The organism is Streptomyces sp. NPDC002055, from assembly GCF_040296705.1.
Classification (GTDB): domain Bacteria; phylum Actinomycetota; class Actinomycetes; order Streptomycetales; family Streptomycetaceae; genus Streptomyces.
On record NZ_JBEOXS010000026.1, the window covers coordinates 91400 to 111917 of the forward strand.

Annotated in this window: 15 protein-coding genes; 7 read left to right on the forward strand and 8 right to left on the reverse strand. The window is 74.2% G+C overall.

The window, feature by feature from the left end:
• Positions 1 to 92: 92 nt before the first annotated feature.
• Both ABT112_RS18215 and ABT112_RS18220 read right to left on the reverse strand, forming a co-directional pair.
• Entirely contained in the window at positions 93 to 2759 is a 2667-nt protein-coding gene (locus tag ABT112_RS18215; protein WP_351510727.1) for a serine/threonine kinase C-terminal domain-containing protein, read from the reverse strand.
• Positions 2760 to 3146: 387 nt separating this feature from the next.
• Positions 3147 to 5168 (reverse strand): protein kinase domain-containing protein, encoded by a 2022-nt coding sequence (locus ABT112_RS18220; protein WP_351510729.1) that lies wholly within the window; start codon positions 5166 to 5168, stop codon positions 3147 to 3149.
• A 198-nt stretch (positions 5169 to 5366) separates the two neighbouring features.
• Here ABT112_RS18220 and ABT112_RS18225 point away from each other — a divergent pair, with 198 nt between their 5' ends.
• Both ABT112_RS18225 and ABT112_RS18230 read left to right on the forward strand, forming a co-directional pair.
• On the forward strand, positions 5367 to 6566 hold the full coding sequence (locus tag ABT112_RS18225) for a serine hydrolase domain-containing protein (RefSeq protein WP_351510731.1): 1200 nt from the start codon (positions 5367 to 5369) through the stop codon (positions 6564 to 6566).
• 91 nt (positions 6567 to 6657) lie between these two features.
• Positions 6658 to 7923: an SUKH-4 family immunity protein gene (locus tag ABT112_RS18230; RefSeq protein ID WP_351510733.1), complete on the forward strand. Its 1266-nt coding sequence runs from the start codon at positions 6658 to 6660 to the stop codon at positions 7921 to 7923.
• A 254-nt stretch (positions 7924 to 8177) separates the two neighbouring features.
• On the opposite strand, the gene ABT112_RS18235 is transcribed toward ABT112_RS18230, so the two are convergent.
• A complete protein-coding gene (locus tag ABT112_RS18235) occupies positions 8178 to 9884 on the reverse strand; it encodes a glycerol-3-phosphate dehydrogenase/oxidase (RefSeq protein WP_351510735.1) in 1707 nt (568 codons plus the stop codon).
• Positions 9885 to 10099: 215 nt separating this feature from the next.
• On the opposite strand from ABT112_RS18235, the gene ABT112_RS18240 reads away from it, so the two are divergent.
• The 3 genes from ABT112_RS18240 (at position 10100) to ABT112_RS18250 (ending at position 12826) form a co-directional block, all read left to right on the forward strand.
• Positions 10100 to 11362: a nucleotide sugar dehydrogenase gene (locus ABT112_RS18240; protein ID WP_351510738.1), complete on the forward strand. Its 1263-nt coding sequence runs from the start codon at positions 10100 to 10102 to the stop codon at positions 11360 to 11362.
• Between the two features lie 157 nt (positions 11363 to 11519).
• Positions 11520 to 12116, forward strand: a complete 597-nt coding sequence (locus tag ABT112_RS18245) for a hypothetical protein (RefSeq protein ID WP_351510740.1) — start codon at positions 11520 to 11522, stop codon at positions 12114 to 12116.
• Positions 12117 to 12298: 182 nt separating this feature from the next.
• On the forward strand, positions 12299 to 12826 hold the full coding sequence (locus tag ABT112_RS18250) for a hypothetical protein (RefSeq protein WP_351510742.1): 528 nt from the start codon (positions 12299 to 12301) through the stop codon (positions 12824 to 12826).
• Positions 12827 to 13137: 311 nt separating this feature from the next.
• Here ABT112_RS18250 and ABT112_RS18255 read toward each other — a convergent pair whose 3' ends face one another.
• The 4 genes from ABT112_RS18255 to ABT112_RS18270 all read right to left on the reverse strand — a co-directional run bounded on the left by ABT112_RS18255 (position 13138) and on the right by ABT112_RS18270 (position 17657).
• Positions 13138 to 14265: a GuaB3 family IMP dehydrogenase-related protein gene (locus tag ABT112_RS18255; protein ID WP_351510743.1), complete on the reverse strand. Its 1128-nt coding sequence runs from the start codon at positions 14263 to 14265 to the stop codon at positions 13138 to 13140.
• 99 nt (positions 14266 to 14364) lie between these two features.
• Complete coding sequence (gene guaB / locus ABT112_RS18260) at positions 14365 to 15867, reverse strand: IMP dehydrogenase (RefSeq protein WP_351510745.1); 1503 nt, start codon at positions 15865 to 15867, stop codon at positions 14365 to 14367.
• Between the two features lie 69 nt (positions 15868 to 15936).
• Positions 15937 to 16539 (reverse strand): sigma-70 family RNA polymerase sigma factor, encoded by a 603-nt coding sequence (locus ABT112_RS18265; RefSeq protein ID WP_351510747.1) that lies wholly within the window; start codon positions 16537 to 16539, stop codon positions 15937 to 15939.
• Positions 16540 to 17045: 506 nt separating this feature from the next.
• Positions 17046 to 17657, reverse strand: a complete 612-nt coding sequence (locus tag ABT112_RS18270) for a response regulator transcription factor (protein WP_003948568.1) — start codon at positions 17655 to 17657, stop codon at positions 17046 to 17048.
• A gap of 374 nt (positions 17658 to 18031) precedes the next feature.
• Here ABT112_RS18270 and ABT112_RS18275 point away from each other — a divergent pair, with 374 nt between their 5' ends.
• A complete protein-coding gene (locus ABT112_RS18275) occupies positions 18032 to 18337 on the forward strand; it encodes a WhiB family transcriptional regulator (protein WP_351510749.1) in 306 nt (101 codons plus the stop codon).
• A gap of 78 nt (positions 18338 to 18415) precedes the next feature.
• On the opposite strand, the gene ABT112_RS18280 is transcribed toward ABT112_RS18275, so the two are convergent.
• On the reverse strand, positions 18416 to 19375 hold the full coding sequence (locus ABT112_RS18280; protein ID WP_351510751.1) for a LysR family transcriptional regulator: 960 nt from the start codon (positions 19373 to 19375) through the stop codon (positions 18416 to 18418).
• A gap of 183 nt (positions 19376 to 19558) precedes the next feature.
• Between ABT112_RS18280 and ABT112_RS18285 the strand changes: the two genes are divergently transcribed.
• On the forward strand, positions 19559 to 20332 hold the full coding sequence (locus ABT112_RS18285; protein ID WP_351510753.1) for an SDR family NAD(P)-dependent oxidoreductase: 774 nt from the start codon (positions 19559 to 19561) through the stop codon (positions 20330 to 20332).
• Positions 20333 to 20518 lie beyond the last annotated feature (186 nt).

Here is a 20518-nt window from a genome sequence, read left to right on the forward strand (position 1 = left end):
GGTGGAGACGGTTCCGGCGGGGACGGCTTCCAGTGGAGACGGTTCCGGCGGAAAGGGGTCCGTCCGCCGAGGGGCCGGTGAGCCCGTCAGCCTCAGCCCGTCACCCGGTACGTCACGCTCGCGTGCCGGAAGAAGCGGTCGACGTCCTCGCGCCGGTCGTCCGGGCCGAGGACCAGGACGAGGTGGTAGCGGCCCTGAAGGATCATCGCCAGGTTGCGGCCGTAGACCTGGCGGCCGCTGCTGTCCTTCCACCGGAAGGTGCCCTCGGCCATCGCCGTGGTCCCGACGTCGATCCGGCGGAGCCCGGAGGCCGAGGCCCACTGGGACGCCCGGAACGACGCCAGCTCCTGCTCCCGGTCCTGCTGGTAGGCCATGGGGTCGCCACCGAAGCGGGCGACCCGGTCCCGGCCGGGCACCACGATCAGCTCGCAGTCGCCGCCGAGATAGCGCACCTGGCCGCGGGAGTTCTCGCCGCGGCGCTCCCAGTCCCGGGGGACGGCCAGCCGGAAGCCGGCGGGGTCCTTGCGGACCGCGAAGCCCTCGGGAAGGTCGGCGGACTCGGTGGACAGCGTCTCCCGGGACGACGAGTCCGCCGTGCCACCGGCGCCCCCGCTCCCTCGGTCGTCCCCGTCCGCCGGGCCGCCCTCACCCGCCGGGTCGGGGGCCGGGCTCACCGAACCGGCCGTCCCCGTACGGGCGGCGCCCCGGTCCTCGGTGGCCCCCGGCATGAACAGCACCGCGTACGCCACGGCCCCGGCCAGGGCGAGCAGGATCAGCGCCAGCAGCGTCAGACCGAGGGCGCGCGGACCTCTCCGGGCCTTCTCCCGGCCCCGCTTGTGCCGACCGTGCGCCACGGCCGGGTCGGTGGCGCGCCGCTTGCGCACCACTTCGCCCCGGCGGCGCAGCACCGGCAGCCGGCGGGGATCGGCAGGCTCGCCGGTGCCGAGCGAGGGGACGGTCACCGTACGGCTGCCGAGGTCGGGTTCCGGCGCCGACCGGATCAACGAGCGGAGCCAGCCACGCAGCTCCTCGAAGTCCGGGCGCTCCAGGGGATCCTGGCGCAGCAGCGACTCGACGACGGGGCGCAGCGCACCGCACTCCTCCGCGTAGGCGGGCGGCTCGGCGCACACCATCTGCACCAGCTCTGCCGCGCTCTCCTCGGGGAAGGGGGCATGCCCCTGGACGGCGCGGAAGAGGAGGGCGCCGAGGGCCCAGAGGTCGGTGGCGGGGCCGACGGGCGGCGCGAGCTGCCAGTTGCCGTGGACCGGACCGGCCTGCTCGGGAGCCCAGCGCTCGGTGACGGCGCCGACCACGAGGATGCGCGCCTGCCGGGCCCGTTCGGCGGCCAGCGGTGTCTCGGGGCCGCGGTGGACGACGGCGGCCGGGGCGTCGGCCCGGCCGTGGGACCCGCCGCGAAGCGGCTCTCCGTCCGGACGTCCGGCGGCGTGTCCGTACCCGTGCCCGCGCGCGGAGTGCCCGGAGAGGCCGGCATGCCCGGAGAGACCGGCGTGTCCGGAGCTCTCGGAGTGCTCCGAGTGCTCGGCCCGGCGGGCGGCGGGCACACCCCAGGGCCCGTCTTCGCCCCAGGGCCGATCGCCGCCCCATGACCGGTTGTCGTCCCAGGGCCGGTCTTCGCCCCGAGGCCGGTCGCCGTCCCGGTGGCGTTCGAGCGGGCTCGCGGGCAGGTCACCGCGGGTGGCGGGCAGCGCCGGCGGGGCGTCGCCGGGCGCGGGCGCGGCCCAAGGGGTGACCTCGGCGCGCGGGCCGGCGTCGGTACTACGGCGCGGGGCGGGCAGCCCGGGGGCGGCCTCCGTCCCGGGCCGGAGGTCCGAACGGGCCGCAGCCCGGGCACCCGCCCGGTAGGCGGCGATCGCCTCCGCACGAGCGGCCCGGTCGTCGCGGGCGGCACAGTCGTCACGAGCGTCACGGGCGTCACGAGCGGCCCGGTCGTCCGGTCCGCCATGGGACGCGGCAGGGCCGGGCCAGGGCACGTGCGCCTCGGGGCCCAGGCCGGCGCCGGGTTCGTCGGCGTCCGGGCCGGTGCCGGGGTCCGCGTCGTCCGGGCCCGCGCTCCCCACCGCCCGGCCCTCGCTCTCCTCCGCCGGGTGCTCCCGCCCCGCCGGCTCCGGCGGCGCACCGGGGCCGCCGGACACCGCGGGGCCGTCGTCATACGCCCGCGGCACCGGGTCGTAGCCGCACAGCGCCTCCTCCGCGGCGCCGGCCGCGAGGCCGGTGAGCACGGCCCGCCCGTCGTCGCAGACCAGGACGGTGCGCGCGGTGATGTTGCGGTGGATCCAGCCGTGGGCGTGGAGCGCGCGGAGGGCCGTCAGCACATCGGCGGCGACCTCGGCCGCGCGGTGCGGGGACATCGGCTTCTCGGCGAGAAGGGCGGCCAGCGGGCGGGCGGCCACCAGTTCGCTGACGACCCAGAGACTGCCGTCGTCGGCGAAGACGTCGAAGACCTGGTCGAGCCGAGGGTGGTCGGGTATCGCGGCGGCCGCCGCGGCGGCGTCGATGGCGCGCCGCACCGCCGGGTCGTCGGGACGCCGGCCCGGACGCCCGGGCGCGGGGGCGCCGTAGTGGCCGTCCGCGCCGACGACCTCGGCCTCCACCACCTCCGGCAGGGGTATCTGCCGGACCAGCACCTCCTGGCCGCTGAAGGTGTCGAAGGCGCGGGTCTCCACCAGGTCGTAGACGTCGGAGGGCGGCCGGGGCAGCCGGTAGCGGCCGGCGAGCACCCGACCCGCGTAGTCCTCCACGACGCCTCCCCGGAGCGCGCGATCCACACCTCACCCAGCCGGACCCACCGGCCGTACGAACCGTCAATTCCAGTCGACTTCCGGCGCGTTACGGCTGCGTACGGTCCGCGGGGACTCACGATACGTGCCGGAGCCGGACCCTGCCGAGCGGACGGCACAACCTGCGGCGTCCGGGCGGCCGTTCACCGCAGGCCGGTCCGGCCCCGGACGGTCGGCGCGGGGACGTCCGCGACGGGGAGGCAGTCCTCGCGTCCGCGGACAACTCCGGCCGTCCCGCCGGCCCCTAGGACCGGGACGGCACCGGCCCCGACCCCGGACTCGGCCCGGGGATCGGCCCGGGTATCGGCCCCGGCCCCGGACTCAGTACCGCCCCCCGCCCCCGAAGCCTCAGTCCTTGGGCTGGAAGGTCTTGAAGGCCATGTCCCGGATCGTGGAGCACTCCTTGCCCTTCCAGGCGTCCTTGCCGCAGGAAATCATGATCGAGTAGCCGTGGTCGCCGTCCACCTTGAAGCCCCGGTTCAGCACCCGCACCTGACGGCCGTTCTGGGTGCGCTCGAAGGACCAGTCGGCGACGGTCGGGTAGTTCCGGTAGTCGACGCTCCGGATGCCCAGCGAGCGGTAGCCGGACGAGTTGCTGCGCACCGCGGGCTCCAGGCTCCGCCACGCCCCCGCCGCGTCCGTCCCCGGCGAGGAGCTGAAGTCGACCTGCACCCGGGGGAAGCCGCCGGACGCGCTGAAGATGCCGCCCGAGTTCTGGCCCGCGACCCGGGTGAGCTTCCACTTCTCCGGCATCTTCATGGAGAAGTGGAAGCGGCTGCTGGACACCGTGGCGAAGCCCTTCGGCTCGCCCTTCCCGCCGTCGCCGTCCTTCTTGCCGTCCTTCGGCGGGCGCTTCCCGTCCTCGGGGGACTCGTCCTTCCCGGTGCCGCCCTGCGGCTTCTCGGTGGGCCGGCCCGCGTCCTCGTCCCGCTCGCCGTCCTGGCCGGCTCCCTTGCCGGTGCCTTCCGCCCGGGTCTGCTCCCCGGTGGCGGTGGCCCCGCCGTTCCGCGGCCCCTCGGCGACGCTGCCGTCGTCGCCGTTCAGCGTGAAGGCCAGCACCAGGCCGATCACCGCGAGGGCGATGACCACGGCAACGATCACCAGCGTGCGGCGGGGCACCACATCGGTGAGGGAGACCCCGGTGGTCCGCCGCCCGCCGTTGCCGACCGGGCCCGCCGGGGACGAACCGCGCGCGCCGGCGGACGACTTCGCTCCGGCCGCCCGGGCCGCGGCGGCGGACTTGGCGGCCGCCGCCGACTTCGCCACGGACGCCGACTTCTCCTTGGCCGCGACGGCGGCGCCGCGCACCGCCTGCAGCGCGCCGCGCATCCGCTCCTCCGCCTCGGCGCGGGCCGGCGGCTTGGTCCTCGGCTGCGGCTCCGGCCGCGGCTCCGCCGTGGTCCGGGCCTTGTTCTGCGTCTTCGGGGCGGCCTTCTTCTGCGGCTTCGGAGCCGCCTTCTCCTCCTCCACCGGAGGCGTCGGCAGCATCATCGTGCGGGTCGGCTCGGGGGCCTGCGGCCCCTGGTCCTCCGGGGCGCTCAGCGCGTCCTCCAGCAGGGCCCGCGCACCCGCGTCGTCCAGCCGCTGCGCCGGGTCCTTGGCCAGCAGGCCGTAGATGACCTCCTCCAGCGGGCCTGCGTTCTTCGGCGGGTCCAGCGGCTCGGTCATCACCGCGGTCAGCGTCGCCAGCGCCGAGCCCTTGTCGTACGGGGGCACGCCCTCCACGCAGGCGTACAGCAGGCCGCCCAGCGACCAGAGGTCCGCCGGCGGGCCGGGCTTGTGGCCGCGGGCGCGCTCCGGGGCGATGTACGAGGGGGCGCCGACGAGCATGCCGGTGGAGGTCACCGAGGGGTCGCCCTCGACCTGCGCGATGCCGAAGTCGGTGAGCACGACCCGGCCGTCGTCCGCGATGAGCACGTTGGAGGGCTTCACGTCGCGGTGCAGGATGCCCTCGCGGTGCGCCGCGCGCAGCACGTCGAGGACGGCGAGTCCGACCTCGGCGCTGCGCTGCGGGGTGAGGCCGCCGGTGTCCCGGACGGCGTCCGCGAGGGAGCAGCCCTCGATGAGCTCCATGACGATCCAGGGCCGGTCGTCCTCGTTGACGACGTCGTAGACGGTGACCGCGCCGGTGCTCCGGATCCGGGCAATGGCCTTCGCCTCACGCAGCGTCCGGGTGATGAGCCGCTTCTTCTCGTCCTCGTCCACATTGGTCGAGAACCGCAGCTCCTTGACGGCGACCGTCCGGCCGAGGGTCTCGTCGTGGGCGCGCCAGACCGTACCCATGCCACCGCGGCCGAGGACCTCTCCGAGCCGGTAGCGCCCGGCGAGGAGCCGTCCTGTGGTTCCCTGCGTCTGCTCCGCCTTCGACATGAATCCCCTCAGCGCTGCAATCAATCCACGATGGCGCCGAGTTGGCTGTTGTCCATGGCGGCCTGTCGGCGCTTCCGGTTCCAACTCGGGCGGCCCGCCCCCGGCAGAGCCCTCATTCTCCCTCATGCGCGGGCGTGGGGAAGGCCCGGGTCCGCCTGGGCGGGCACCCTGGCGCCGTCCCACCGGGAGGAGCGGGTCATGATGGACCCACCCGACGAAAGGCCCGGCATGGCCCAGCGCACCGCCCGCACCTCCGTGGTGGCGGCCGTGCTGGCCGCGCTGCTGGCGGGCGGCTGCGCCCCGCAGGAGCGCCCCGCCGCCGCCCCCGCGCGGCCGGGCGTGTCCGCCGCCGTCCGGGGGCTGGTGACCGAGGGTGACGCACCGGGCGCGGCGGCCCTGGCGAGGGACGGGCACCGCACCTGGTTCGGCACGGCCGGGGTGGCCGATGTGCGCAGCAAGCGGCGGATCCGGCCCGAGGACCGGTTCCGGGCCGGGAGCGTCACCAAGACCTTCGTGGCCACGGTGACGCTGCAACTCGTCGCGGAGCACCGGCTGCGCCTCGACGACACCGTGGAGCGGCACCTGCCGGGCCTGGTGCGGGGCAACGGCAACGACGGCCGCCGGATCACGGTCCGCCAACTCCTCGACCACACCAGCGGACTCTTCGACTACACCGGCGACCGCGAGCTGCGGGAACAGTCCTTCGGCAGGGGGCTCCCCGTGCACCGGGCGGGCTCCCGCACGCCCCGGCAGCTGATCCGGGTGGCGCTGCGCCATCCGCCCCGGTTCCGGCCGGGCACCGGCTACCGCTACTCGAACACCGACTACATCCTGCTGGGCCTGATCGTCCGACAGGTCACCGGCCACCCGTACCCGGTGGAGATCCGGCGCCGGATCCTCCGTCCGCTGCGGCTGTCCGGCACCTCCTTCCCGGGCACCCGGGAAGGCCTGCCCGCGCCGCACGGCCGGGGGTACTCCACCAGGCCGTCCGGCCCCGGCGGCCAGCGCCGGGCGCGCGTGGACGTCACCGCGCTGGACCCCTCCAGCGCCGGGGCCGCCGGGGAGATGGTCTCCACCCTTGACGACCTGGGCCGCTTCCTCCAGGCGCTGCTGAGCGGCCGGCTGCTGCCCGCGGCTCAGCTGGAGCGGATGCGGGACACCTCGGGGACCCACGGGGAGTACGGGCTGGGCCTGTTCCCGGTGCGGCTGCCCTGCGGGCGGACGCTCTGGGGGCACAACGGCGTCATCAACGGCTCCTACGTCCTGGTCGTCGGCACCGCGGACGGCCGCCGGGTGTTCGGCTACCGCGTCAACAGCGACGTGATCCGCGACCGGCAGGCGGAACCCCGGCTCCTCGCGGCGGAGTTCTGCCACAGGAGCCCGGCGCCGCGCTCCTGAGCCGCCGCGCGCCGGAGCGCGGCCCGGCGCGGCGCACCGTCTCGCCCGCCCGGCCCGCCGGCGTGTCGCACCTCGCTGCCAGGATGAAGCCATGATCAGCGAGACGGACGCATGGGCGGACGCCCCCGAGCGGCTCCTGGCCGCCGGGCGGGCAGCGGTACGGGAGCACATCGAGCGCCGACCGCCCGGACACCACCCGGGGGGCGAGGTGTTCCGGCAGGCCGAGGCGGTATTCGGCAGCGCGGAGGTACCGCGCGCCGAATTCGCGGCCTGGCTCCACTTCGCCGCGACGATGCTCGGTCACGAGGCATACGCCGAGCGGATCGCGGCAGCCGAACCGGGGATGCCCTGGCGAACGGTATGGGCGTGGTGGCGCCCGGTGCGGACCTACTCCGCCCACCCGAACCTGACCTACCCGGAGGCCCTCGGACTGCAGCACCACAACGGCCGTGAGCTGCTGCGCGTGAAGGCGGCCTGGGAGGACACCTGGCTCGACCTGGAGACCGGTTCGCCGGTACCGGCCCCGCCGGAGGAGGCCACCGCTCCCCTGCCCTCCCGCCACGACGCGGTTCCCGGGCTGAAGGACTCGGCCCTGTACGCGCCCGAGAGCTGGGCGCACGCCACGCCGCTCGTCGCCCCGGACGGCCGCACCCGGTATCTGGTCGCGGACACCTGCGGCCTCGCGCTCCTGGACACCGACCCGGACGTGCTGCGCGACTGGCCGCGGGGCGGCCTCGACCACACCTCCGCGCTGGCGGGCACGCCGGGGCGCGTGCCGTCCCGCCCCGCCCCCGCCGGCCCGCTCACCGCCGACCGTGTCGACGCGGCGTTCGCCCCCGTCGACGTCGTCCGCACGCCTGGCCACGAGCTGCCGGACGCCCTGGAACACCCCGGCAGCCGGGCGCATTTGCGCGATGTCGGGCTGCCGTCGTGGTGGGCGTGCGCCTGGACGACCTTCGAGCCCTTCCCGGCGGCGAGGATGACGCCGCCGAGTGATGCGGAGCTGACCGGGGTGGCGCTGCCGGCCGGCGTCGAGGCCGCCGATCTGCTGCTCCTCGGCTCCAGCGAGCACGGCGAGCTGTATCTGCACCGCCACGAGGGCGGCGTCCACATCGTCACCGAGGGCGAGTGCGTCCGGCTCTCCCCCGACCTGGACCACTTCACCCGCGTGCTGGAAGGTGTGCGCCGCTACATGGAGGCCTGCTGGCATCCGCGCCCCGGTGAGGACGCGGCGGAGGACTTCTTCGCGGAGCTGGACGCGCTAGCACCGGACACCCTCGACCCGGGCAGCCGCAGCGGGGAGGTCTGGGAGTACTTCACCGCCGGCGTCACCGTCCTGAACGAGGACGGCTACTGAACGGCCCGGACGGCCCCGGCTGAACGGCCCGGACGGCCCCGGCTGAACGGCCCGGACGGTCCCGGAACCCGCCCGTCGTGAGGACCGGCGCTGCCGAGGAGCGCAGCCGGCGCGGGAAACGGTCCCGGGCGGTGCCGCCGCGCAGGCCGTCCCCCCGTCCGGCTCTCCGGGAGCCGCCGCTCCGCCCGTCCGGGCCCCGGGGCGCGCCGGCCCGGGCGCCACGGGCCCCGGACCGGCCCCCGCCGCCCGCCGGTTCAGAGCGGAACGATGTCCCGCGCCCCGAGCCGGGCGGCGTCGGCCGTCTGGTCGTCCGGCTGACGCTGCGACTCCCGCTCCGCCTCCACCCGCTTCTCGTAGTGCTCGACCTCCTTCTCGACCTGGTTCCCGTCCCAGCCGAGCACCGGCGCCATCAGCTCCGCCGCCTCCCGGGCACTGCGGGCGCCCCGGTCGAAGGTCTCGATGGAGATCCGGGTCCTGCGGGTCAGCACGTCGTCCAGGTGCCGGGCGCCCTCGTGCGAGGCGGCGTAGACGATCTCGGCGCGCAGATAGTCGTCGGCCGCGGCGAGCGGCTCGCCCAGGGCCGGGTCCCGCCGGACGAGCTCCAGCACCTCCTCGGTCAGCGAGCCGTAACGGTTCAGCAGGTGCTCGATGCGCGCCACGTGCAGCCCGGAGCCCGCCGCGATCCGCGCCCGGGCGTTCCACAGCGCCCGGTAGCCCTCCGCGCCGACCAGCGGGACGTCCTCGGTGACACAGTCCGCGACCCGCTGGTCCAGACCGTGCACCGCCTCGTCCACGGCATCCTTGGCCATCACCCGGTACGTCGTGTACTTACCGCCCGCGACGACGACGAGGCCCGGCGCCGGGTGGGCCACCGTGTGCTCCCGGGACAGCTTGCTGGTGGCCTCCGACTCACCGGCCAGCAGCGGGCGCAGCCCGGCGTAGACGCCCTCGACGTCGTCCCGGGTCAGCGGGACCGCCAGCACCGAGTTGACGTGCTCCAGCAGATAGTCGATGTCGGCACTGGAGGCGGCCGGGTGGGCCTTGTCCAGGTCCCAGTCGGTGTCCGTGGTGCCGATGATCCAGTGCCGACCCCACGGGATCACGAAGAGCACGCTCTTCTCGGTGCGCAGGATCAGCCCGGACGTGGAGTGGATCCGGTCCTTCGGCACCACCAGATGGATGCCCTTGCTCGCCCGGACGTGGAACATCCCCCGTTCGCCGATCAGCCGCTGGGTCTCGTCCGTCCAGACCCCGGTGGCGTTCACCACCTGCTTGGCCCGGACCTCGTACTCGCCGCCGCCCTCGACGTCCCGCACCCGCGCCCCGACCACCCGCTCGCCCTCGCGCAGGAAGCCGATGACCCGGGCCCGGTTGGCCACCTCGGCGCCGTAGGCGGAGGCGGTGCGCACCAGCGTCGCCACATAGCGCGCGTCGTCCATCTGGGCGTCGTAGTACTGGAGGGCGCCGACGAGGGCGTCCTTCTTCAGGCAGGGCGCCACCCGCAGCGCGTGCGTGCGGGTCAGGTGCCGGTGCGTGGGCAGGCCGCGGCCGTGGCCGGAGGAGAGCGACATGGCGTCGTAGAGGGCGACGCCCGAGCCGGCGTAGACGCGCTCCCACGCCCGGTGGGCCAGCGGATACAGGAACGGCACCGGCTTCACCAGGTGCGGCGCCAGCCGCTCCAGCAGCAGCCCGCGCTCCTTCAGCGCCTCCCGGACCAGGGCGAAGTCGAGCATCTCCAGATAGCGCAGCCCGCCGTGGATGAGCTTGCTCGACCGGCTGGAGGTGCCGGCCGCCCAGTCCCGCGCCTCGACCAGCCCGGTCGCCAGTCCGCGGGTCGCCGCGTCCAGCGCGGTGCCCGCGCCGACCACACCCGCGCCGACCACGAGAATGTCCAGCTCCCGCTCCGCCATCCGGGCGAGTGCCTCACTGCGCTCGGCCGGTCCCAGTGTCGCTGTCCTCACCGCTGCCTCCCGTCCTGATCCGGGTCGCCGCTGCCGTCGCCGACCGGTTCCCGGTGCCTGCGCACCCCGGGCCATCCTGCGCCCGTGGCGGCAACACCGGGGTCTCCACCATCAGCCAATCCTCAATATCAGTCATATGTGTGCTTAGCCTTACATACAGCGCATCAGGCACAACCAGCCACGGAGCCTCGTCTCGGGAAGGACGGCCCGCAGCCATGCCCGCAGACCTCGCCGTCATCGGACTCGGTCATCTCGGTCTCCCCCTCGCCCAGGCCGCCACCGCCGCGGGTATTCCCACCATCGGCTACGACACCGACGTCCGCACCGTCGCCGAGCTGCGGGCGGGCCGCCCCCCGGTGGACGGTTCGCTCACCGCCGCCGAACTGCGCCGGATGCTCTCCGGCGGCTTCCGGGCCACCACCGACCCGGCGGAGCTGGGCCGCGTCCGCACGGCCGCGATCTGCGTGCCGACCCCGCTCGGCGAGGACCGGGCACTGGACCTGTCCGCGCTGGCCGAGGCCGCCCGCACGCTGGCCGCGCGGCTGCGTCCGCACGCGACCGTGGTGCTGGAGTCCACCGCCTACCCGGGCACCACCGAGGAATTCCTCCGGCCGATCCTGGAGGAGGGCTCCGGTCTGCGCGCCGGGCGGGACTTCCACCTCGCGTACTCCCCCAGCCGTCTCGACCCGGGCAACCGCGTCCACGGCCACGCCGGAGTGCCCAAGGTCATCGGCGGCCTCACGCCCGCGTGCACCGAGGCCGCGGCGGCGAGCTACGGCCGGTTCACCGACCGCGTCGTCCGGGCGCGCGGCCCCCGCGAGGCCGAGACGGTCAAGCTCCTGGAGACCAACTACCGGCACGTCAACATCGCCCTGGCGAACGAGATGGCGGTCTTCTGCCACGACATCGGGGTGGACCTGTGGGACGTGGTCCGCTGCGCCGAGACCAAGCCGTACGGCTTCCAGGCCTTCCGCCCCGGGCCGGGGGTCGGCGGCCACGGCGTCCCGATCGACCCCAACTACCTGTCGTACCGGGGCCGCAGCTTCGGCTACCCGCTGCGGATGGTGGAGCTGGCGCAGGAGGTCAACGGCCGGATGCCGCGCTATGTGATCCAGCGCTGCGCGACCCTGCTCAACGAGCACGGCAAGTCGGCGCGCGGCGCCCGGGTGCTGCTGCTCGGCGTGACCTACAAGCCCGACGTAGGCGACCAGGAGGGCTCGCCCGCCCGGGAGATCGGCTCCCGGCTGATGGAGATGGGCGCCCAGCTCAGCTATCACGACCCGTACGTCCCGCAGTGGCAGGTGACGGGCCGCCCGGTGCCGCGGGCCGACGCGCTGTACGAGGCCGCGGCCGAGGCCGATCTGACGCTGCTGCTCCAGCACCACCGCACGTACGACCTCCAGGGGCTGGCGGTCAAGGCCCAACTGCTGCTGGACACCCGGGGCGCGACACCCGCGGGCGCGGCCCACCGGCTGTGATTCCCGCGGCCCGCGGCCGGAATCAGCTGCCAGGGCGTGTTTCGACAGTAGCCTCGCACCGAGCCGGGTCAGGAGAGTTGACGATGGGCGAAATCCACGACACCACCGAGGGACACCTCACCGGCGGCCGCCCTTTCGGGTGCCGCGCAGCCGCTCCGTGAGCGATGCCGCGCGACGCGAGAAGACGGCGCACGTCGGGGTGACGGTCCGGCAGCGGTCCGGAAGTCCCGGGAGCAGCGCCCCGGAGACCGGCGGACACCCGGCTGCACGCGGCAGCCTGAGCACTCACGGCGCCCCGGGCGGCGGGCCGTTCGACGGGCGCACCGGCCCCGGGGTGGCCATGGGCGCCGCGACCGCGGTGGTCGCCGCCCTGGTCCTGGGCTTCGCCCAGGGCTCCTTCGGCCGGACCGGGCACGAACTCGGCTACTGGGCCCTGGCGATCGGCCTGCTCGTGGGCGTGGCGCTCGGCACCGCGGGCGGACGCTCCCTGCCTGCTTCGCTCTGCGGCATCCCGCTGGCCACGGCCGGGGTCGCGGCCGCCCAACTGCTGGCGGCGGCCCTGCAGGTGGGCACGGTCGAGCCGGAGTACTCCGCCGTCGATCCGCTGACCGGGCACGCCGGACCGGCCCTCGCCTACTGGCGGCACGAGATCCTGAGCAGGAACGACATCGCCTTCTACACCGTCGCCGCCCTGGAGGGCTTCCTGGTCGCCCGGCGCGTGGCGGAACACCGGTCGTCCCCCGGCCGGCCCTGACGGCACCCGGAACCGGCGCTACCGCCGGTCCCGCGGCGCCGGCCCGGTCACGGACCGTGGAATCCCCTTGCCGGACCGTCAGCACCTGTTACTGTTCTGGCCGAAATCCACGCAACCGCACGCCAGTCCGATTTCTGCCCGGATTCCGGAAGCGGTGCCACAGGGACCTTCACGGGGGAACGATGAACCAGCCTCAGCAGCAGCCCGGACAGCCGTACGGCCCGGCGCAGCCCGGCGGGTACCCGCCCCCGCAGCAGCCCTTCGGCATGCCCGGCGGCTTCCCGCCCCCGGCCCCGGCCGCGCGCCGGGGCACCCCCGGCCTGGCGATCGTCGCGGGTGCGGCCGCCATGCTCATCGGCGCGGGCGTCTACGGCGGGATCTTCAAGGCCTTCGACGGCACCCAGATCGGCTACCTCGCGGTCGGTGTCGGTGCCCTCGTCGGCGCCGTCCTGGGCAAGGTCGGCGGACGGCATCCGGTGCTGCCCGTCGTGGGCGCGGTGCTCGGCCTGGTCGGCGTCTACTGCGGGCAGCTGTTCGGCTTCGCCCTGGTGATCTCCGACATCGGCCAGGGCTCGGTCGTCGACGTGCTCACCCAGCACCTCGACCTGCTCTCCCAGGCCTGGAAGAAGAGCCTGGAGCCCATCGACGCGCTCTTCTTCGCGCTCGCGGGCTTCGCCGGCTTCAGCACCGCGAAGAAGCTCGGCGCCTGACCGGGGCGGACGGCAAGCCCCCGGGACGGACGAGAGCCCCCGGCCGCATCGCATCGCGGCCGGGGGCTCCGGCACATCACCCGACGGGCATCCCGTCCCGCACCCTGCTTTCGGACGCGTCCCGTACGGAGCGCCGGGACGGCCCGGCGCCCGCCGCGCAGGTCAACGGCCGGTGGCACGGCCCGACGCTCCGGCGGCTCAGCGCCCGCCGCACAGCTCAGCGGTTGCCGTACGGCTCAACGCCCGCCGCACAGCTCAGCGGTTGCCGTACGGCTCAACGCCCGCCGTACGGCTCAGCGGTTGTGGACGGCTCAGCGGTTGTCGTGCTGGGACGGTGCGACCGTCACCTCGACCCGCTGGAACTCCTTGAGCTCCGAGTAGCCGGTCGTGGCCATCGCCCGGCGCAGCGCGCCGAAGAAGTTCATCGAGCCGTCCGGGGTGTGCGAGGGACCGAGCAGGACCTCCTCGGTGGTGCCCACCGCGCCGAGGTTCATCCGCTTGCCCCGCGGCACGTCCTCGTGCACCGCCTCCATGCCCCAGTGGTGGCCGCGGCCGGGGGCGTCGGTCGCCCGGGCCAGCGGCGAACCCATCATCACCGCGTCCGCGCCGCACGCGATGGCCTTCGGCAGGTCACCGCTCCAGCCCACGCCGCCGTCGGCGATCACGTGCACGTAGCGGCCGCCGGACTCGTCCATGTAGTCCCGCCGCGCCGCGGCCACGTCGGCCACCGCGGTCGCCATCGGCACCTGGATGCCCAGCGTGTTCCGCGTGGTGTGGGCGGCGCCGCCGCCGAAGCCGACGAGGACACCGGCCGCGCCGGTCCGCATCAGGTGCAGGGCCGCGGTGTACGTGGCGCAGCCGCCGACGATCACCGGCACGTCCAGCTCGTAGATGAACTGCTTCAGGTTCAGCGGCTCGGCGGCGCCGGAGACGTGCTCCGCGGAGACCGTGGTGCCGCGGATCACGAAGATGTCGACCCCGGCGTCCACCACGGCCTTGGAGAACTGCGCGGTGCGCTGCGGGGAGAGCGCGGCGGCGGTGACGACACCGGAGTCGCGCACCTCCTTGATGCGCTGCCCGATCAGCTCCTCCTTGATCGGCTCCGCGTAGATCTCCTGGAGCCGGCGGGTCGCGGTCCGCTCGTCCAGCTCGGCGATCTCGGCGAGCAGCGGCTCCGGGTCCTCGTACCGGGTCCACAGCCCCTCGAGGTTGAGCACGCCCAGCCCGCCCAGCTCACCGATGCGGATCGCGGTCTGCGGCGAGACGACCGAGTCCATCGGAGCGGCCAGGAACGGCAGCTCGAACCGGTAGGCGTCGATCTGCCAGGCGATCGAGACCTCCTTCGGGTCCCGGGTGCGCCGGCTGGGGACGACGGCGATGTCGTCGAACGCGTACGCCCGGCGGCCGCGCTTGCCGCGCCCGATCTCGATCTCAGTCACGTGTGTGGCCCTTCCCTCAAGGTTCTGCCGTTCCAGTATCCCCGACGCGCATGCCGGAGCCCGCGGGCCTCTGCCCGCGGGCTCCGCAGTGCGCTCCGGTCAGCGCCGGCTGTAGTTCGGCGCCTCGGTCGTCATCTGGATGTCGTGCGGGTGGCTCTCCTTGAGACCCGCCGCGGTGATCCGGACGAAGCGGCCCTTCTCCTTGAGCTCCGCGACGTCCGCCGAGCCCACGTAGCCCATCGACGCCCGCAGGCCACCGATGAGCTGGTGCGCCACCGAGCCCAGCGGGCCGCGGTAGGGCACCTGGCCCTCGATGCCCTCGGGGACGAGCTTGTCCTCGGAGAGCACGTTGTCCTGGAAGTAGCGGTCCTTGGAGTACGAGGCGGCCTGGCCACGGGACTGCATCGCGCCCAGCGAGCCCATGCCGCGGTAGGACTTGAACTGCTTGCCGTTGATGAAGACCATCTCGCCCGGCGACTCCTCGCACCCGGCCAGCAGGCTGCCCAGCATCACGGTGTCCGCGCCGGCCGCGATGGCCTTGGCGATGTCACCGGAGAACTGCAGGCCGCCGTCGCCGATCAGCGGGACACCGGCCGCGTTGCACGCCCGCGCGGCCTCGTGGATCGCCGTGACCTGCGGCACGCCGATGCCCGCGACGACCCGCGTGGTGCAGATCGAGCCGGGCCCGACGCCGACCTTCACGCCGTCCACGCCCGCGTCGATCAGCGCCTGGGCGCCGTCCCGGGTCGCGACGTTGCCGCCGATGACGTCCACCGGGACGTTGGACCTGACCTTGGCGATCATGTCGAGGATGCCGCGGCTGTGGCCGTGCGCGCTGTCCACGACCAGGAAGTCGGCCCCGGCCTCGACCAGCGCCTGCGCCCGGTCCAGCGCCTCGTCGCCGACGCCCACCGCGGCGCCGACGATCAGCCGGCCCTCGGCGTCCTTGGCGGCGTTCGGGTACTTCTCGGCCTTCACGAAGTCCTTGACCGTGATCAGGCCCTTGAGCACGCCGGCCTCGTCGACCAGCGGAAGCTTCTCGATCTTGTGGCGGCGGAGCAGCTCCACCGCGTCCTCGGCGGAGATCCCGACCTTGCCGGTGACCAGCGGCATCGGCGTCATGACCTCGCGGACCTGACGGCTGCGGTCCATCTCGAACGCCATGTCGCGGTTGGTGACGATGCCGCGGAGCTTGCCCGCGGCGTCGGTCACCGGCACACCGCTGATCCGGAACTTGGCGCAGAGGGCGTCCGCCTCGCGCAGGGTGGCGTCCGGCCGGACGGTGATCGGGTCGGTCACCATCCCGGACTCCGAGCGCTTCACCAGGTCGACCTGGTTGGCCTGGTCCTCGATGGAGAGGTTGCGGTGCAGCACACCGACGCCGCCCTGGCGGGCCATGGCGATGGCCATCCGGGCCTCGGTGACCTTGTCCATCGCCGCCGAGACCAGCGGGATGTTGACCCGGACGTTGCGGGACACCCGGGACGAGGTGTCGACCGCGTTCGGGAGCACCTCGGACGCGCCCGGCAGCAGCAGCACATCGTCGTATGTCAGCCCGAGCATCGCGAACTTCTCGGGCGTTCCGTCGACGTTGTCAGTCATGACACCTTCCCCAGTGCTCTTGCCCAGCGCGGACTCCCATGCTAACGGCCGCCGGGGGGTGGTCGGAGGCTACTGCTCGGCCAGCGCCCGGAGCCTGCTCAGGGCCCGGTGCTGGGCCACCCGGACCGCTCCCGGCGACATCCCGAGCATCTGGCCCGTCTCCTCGGCCGTCAGCCCGACGGCGACCCGCAGCAGGACCAGCTCGCGCTGGTTCTCCGGCAGATTCGCCAGCAGCTTCTTGGCCCACTCCGCGTCGCTGCTCAGCAGCGCCCGCTCCTCCGGCCCGAGCGAGTCGTCCGGCTGCTCGGGCATCTCGTCGGACGGCACGGCCGTGCTGCCCGGACCGCGCATCGCCGCCCGCTGCAGATCCGCGACCTTGTGCGCGGCGATCGCGAAGACGAAGGCCTCGAACGGCCGGCCGGTGTCCCGGTAGCGGGGCAGCGCGCAGAGCACCGCCAGGCAGACCTCCTGGGCCAGGTCGTCCACGAAGTGCCGGGCGTCCCCCGGAAGCCGCGACAGCCTGGTCCGGCAGTAGCGCAGTGCGAGCGGGTGCACATGGGCCAGCAGATCGTGGGTGGCGCGCTCGTCACCCTCGACCGCGCGATGGACGAGCGCGGCGATGCCCCCAGGGCCTGAGGCCATGGGGGAGCCCCGGTTCTCGTCTTCGCGCATCGGTCCATGGTGCCTTGACGCGGGATGCTCCTCGGCACCGCGTCCGTAGTTGTGCACCGAAGCGTTATGAGCAGGTGCGCCGGTTGTCACGTCCTGCGCCCTCCCCCCGGCCGAGCCGTCCCCGAGACACTCCATGCTTCAAGGATGCGGCAGAGCGCGCGAAACGTACTCACCCCGCCCGCTGCGGTGCCGGCGGGGGCCGCCCTTTTCCTGCGGCGGACCGCCCCGACCGGCTCTGGAACTGTTCGCCATCTCACGCCCGGGCCGCCGCGTCCCGGTGACATCCGCCACCCCGGCGACGGCCCGCGGCCCGGCACGGAGCCGCCGGCCGCCCGGCTCCGGGGCCGGGCACGCGGTGCCTCCCGGGCCCCGGAGCTCCGCACGGAACGGACGGCCGTGCGTCCGGAGGGTGGGCAGCCGTGGGGCGGGGCGGGGGCGTCCACAGAACTCCCCCGGCCCGCGGCACGGGGCACCCCGGAGCCGGCCCGACAGGACACGGGACCGGCCTAGCGGACCAGGCCCCAGCGGAAACCGAGCGCGACGGCGTGCGCGCGGTCCGAGGCGCCGAGTTTCTTGAAGAGCCGCCGGGCGTGCGTCTTGACCGTGTCCTCGGAGAGGAAGAGCTCGCGGCCGATCTCGGCGTTGGAACGGCCGTGGCTCATCCCCTCCAGCACCTGGATCTCCCGCGCCGTCAGCGTGGGCGCGGCGCCCATCTCGGCGGACCGCAGCCGGCGCGGCGCGAGCCGCCAGGTCGGGTCCGCGAGCGCCTGGGTCACCGTCGCCCGCAGCTCGGCCCGCGAGGCGTCCTTGTGCAGATACCCGCGGGCACCGGCCGCCACCGCCAGCGCCACACCGTCCAGGTCCTCGGCGACGGTGAGCATGATGATCCGGGCGCCGGGGTCGGCGGACAGCAGCCGCCGCACGGTCTCGACACCGCCGAGTCCGGGCATCCGTACGTCCATCAGAATCAGGTCCGAGCGGTCGGCACCCCAGCGGCGGAGGACTTCCTCGCCGTTGGCGGCCGTCGTCACGCGCTCGACGCCGGGCACGGTGGCAACCGCGCGGCGGAGCGCCTCTCGGGCAAGCGGGGAGTCGTCGCAGACGAGGACGGATGTCATGGCCGCCCTCCGCAGCTGATGCGCGTCACCTTGAGCCTCCAGGCTGGTACGAATCGTCACCTGAGCGATTGACCGCCTCGGACGTGCGCCCGAGTACTTGTGTCGTCAACCGCCTCCGCACTCTCAACGACGGTCACCCGAAAGAGTTACGGGCTACGTCGGCTGCTCTCAACACTCTACGTGAGGGCGCGGACACGCATCGAGCACACCGCGCGGCCGGGCCCTCCGGATGGACTATGCCCTATTTGGCGGCTTTTCTTCACATCTGCCGGTGTCTGTCGCTAGATTCGCAATGAGTCATATTTACATCTACTTACACAGTGGATGTACGGTCGGGCTGTATCCGCACCGGAACACCTCCGAGGGGATAAGCAATGGCAGATTTCTCCCGCCTTCCCGGTCCCAACGCCGACCTGTGGGACTGGCAGCTCCTGGCCGCCTGTCGCGGAGTCGACAGCTCGCTGTTCTTCCACCCCGAGGGCGAGCGCGGCGCGGCCCGGAGTGCGCGTGAGGCCTCGGCCAAAGAGGTCTGCATGCGGTGCCCGGTACGTGCCGAGTGCGCGGCGCACGCGCTGGCGGTCCGTGAGCCCTACGGAGTCTGGGGCGGGCTGACGGAGGACGAGCGCGAGGAGCTGATGGGGCGGGCCCGGCACCGGGTCATCGCCACCACGAGCAACTGACAGGACAGCGGGAACGGGAACTGAAGAAACGATTCATCACGGCTCGCACGCCGCCGACCGGGGATTCTGCCGACCGGATCAGCGCAGCGCGGCGCGGGCCAGCCGGTCGAGCATGGCCCCGACCGCCGGAACCCGGGCCAGATCGGGAAGCGTGAGCGCCACGACTTCGCGCTGCACGGCCGGTTCCACACGCACCGTCGCGACGCCCTTGGCCGGCGCGGCCCCCCAGCCACCGCCGACGGACGGGCCCGCCAGGGCCAGCTCGGGCAGCAGCGCCACCCCGAGCCCCGCCCCGACCAGCCCGATCACCGCCGGGTAGTCGTCCGTGGCGTAGTCGATCCGCGGCGAGAAGCCCGCCTCCTCGCACACCTCGACCAGATGCCGGCGGCAGCGCGGGCACCCCGCGATCCAGGGCTCGTCGGCCAGTTCCGTGATGCCGGCCCGCTCCGCGGCGGCGAGCCGGTGCCCCTCGGGCACCACCCCCACCAGCCGGTCCGTGAGCAGCGGCCGGACGACCAGGTCATCCCACTCCGCGACGGCGGCCGGGTCGGCGCCCCGCACTTCCGGACAGCGGCCCCGCACTTCCGGATAGCGGAAGGCCAGTGCGATCTCGCAGTCACCGGCCCGCAGCAGCTCCACCGAGCGCGGCGGCTCGGCCTCGACCAGGGAGATCCGGGTGGCGGGGTGGTCCGCGCGCATCTCGGCGAGCGCCGTCGGTACGAGCGTGGAACTGCCGCTGGGGAACGAGACGAGCCGGACCCGTCCGGCGCGCAGCCCCGCGATCGCGGCGACCTCCTCCTCCGCGGCGGCGAGCCCGGCGAGGATGCCGGCGGCGTGCCGCACCAGGGCCTCCCCGGCCTCGGTGAGGCGCATCTCGCGGCCGGCGCGGACCAGCAGCGGGGTGCCGACGGACTGTTCGAGGGCCTTCATCTGCTGGCTGACGGCGGGCTGGGTGCAGCCGAGCTCACGGGCGGCGGCCGAGAACGAGCCGGTGGCCGCGACGGCGCGGAGCACTCTCAGATGGCGGGCCTCGATCATGCCCTCAACCATAAGGGAGGCTTTGGGGGCGGGGGCGGGGCCTGTGGCGGGGGCGTGGGGCGGGACTGCGGTGGGGTCGTGGGGCGGGGGCGTGGGGCGGGGGCGGGCCGCCGGCGGAGGGGCTGCATCCGCTGCGGGCCACCGGGCATGGCCTGGCGGGAGGACGGCCGCTAGCGTTCGCGCATGACGACTGCACTGATCACAGGAGCCACGGCGGGTATCGGGGCGGCCTTCGCCCGGCGGCTCGCCGCCGACGGGCACAACCTGGTGCTGGTCGCCCGGGACGCCGGGCGGCTCGCCGAACAGGCCACCGAACTCCACGACCGGCACGGAATCGAGGCCGACGTCCTGGTCGCGGACCTCGCGACGGAGGCCGGGATCGCGGCGGTCGAGGCCCGGCTGGCCGAACGCAGGCATCCGGTGGACCTGCTGGTCAACAACGCCGGCTTCGGCAACAAGGGGACGTTCCTCGAGGTCTCCATGGCGGACGAGCTGACGATGCTCAAGGTGCACTGCGAGGCGGTGCTCCGGCTGACGTCCGCGGCGGTGTCCGGGATGCGGGAGCGGGGGCGCGGCGGGGTGGTGAACGTGGCCTCGATGGCGGCGTTCGTACCGCGCGGGACGTACGGCGCGAGCAAGGCCTGGGTCGTGCAGTTCACCCAGGGTGCGGCGCGGGACCTGGCCGGTTCGGGGGTGCGGCTGATGGCGCTCTGCCCGGGGTTCGTGCGGACCGAGTTCCACGAGCGGGCCGGGATGGACACCGGCAATGTGCCGGGCTGGATGTGGCTGGACGCGGACCGGCTGGTGGCGGCGGCGATGAAGGATCTGGCGCGGGGGCGGACGCTGTCGGTGCCGGATCCCCGGTACAAGGCGCTCGCGGGGCTGGCGAAGCTGGCGCCTCGGGGGGCGTTGAGCGGGATCACGTCTCGGACGGGGCGGCGGTACGGGCCGCGCTGACGGTCTTGGCGGGGCGGGGTTCGGGGTGCGGGGTGCGGGGTGCCCTGCCGGGCCGGTCGGGGCGCGGCCGGTCGGTGTGGGGGCGGGTGACGGGGCCTCCGGGGTGGGGGGTTCCGGAACGTATATTTACGGCCCGGGGGGCCACAAATACACGGAAGCTTCCGGCCCGCGGCGGCTACTTCCGCG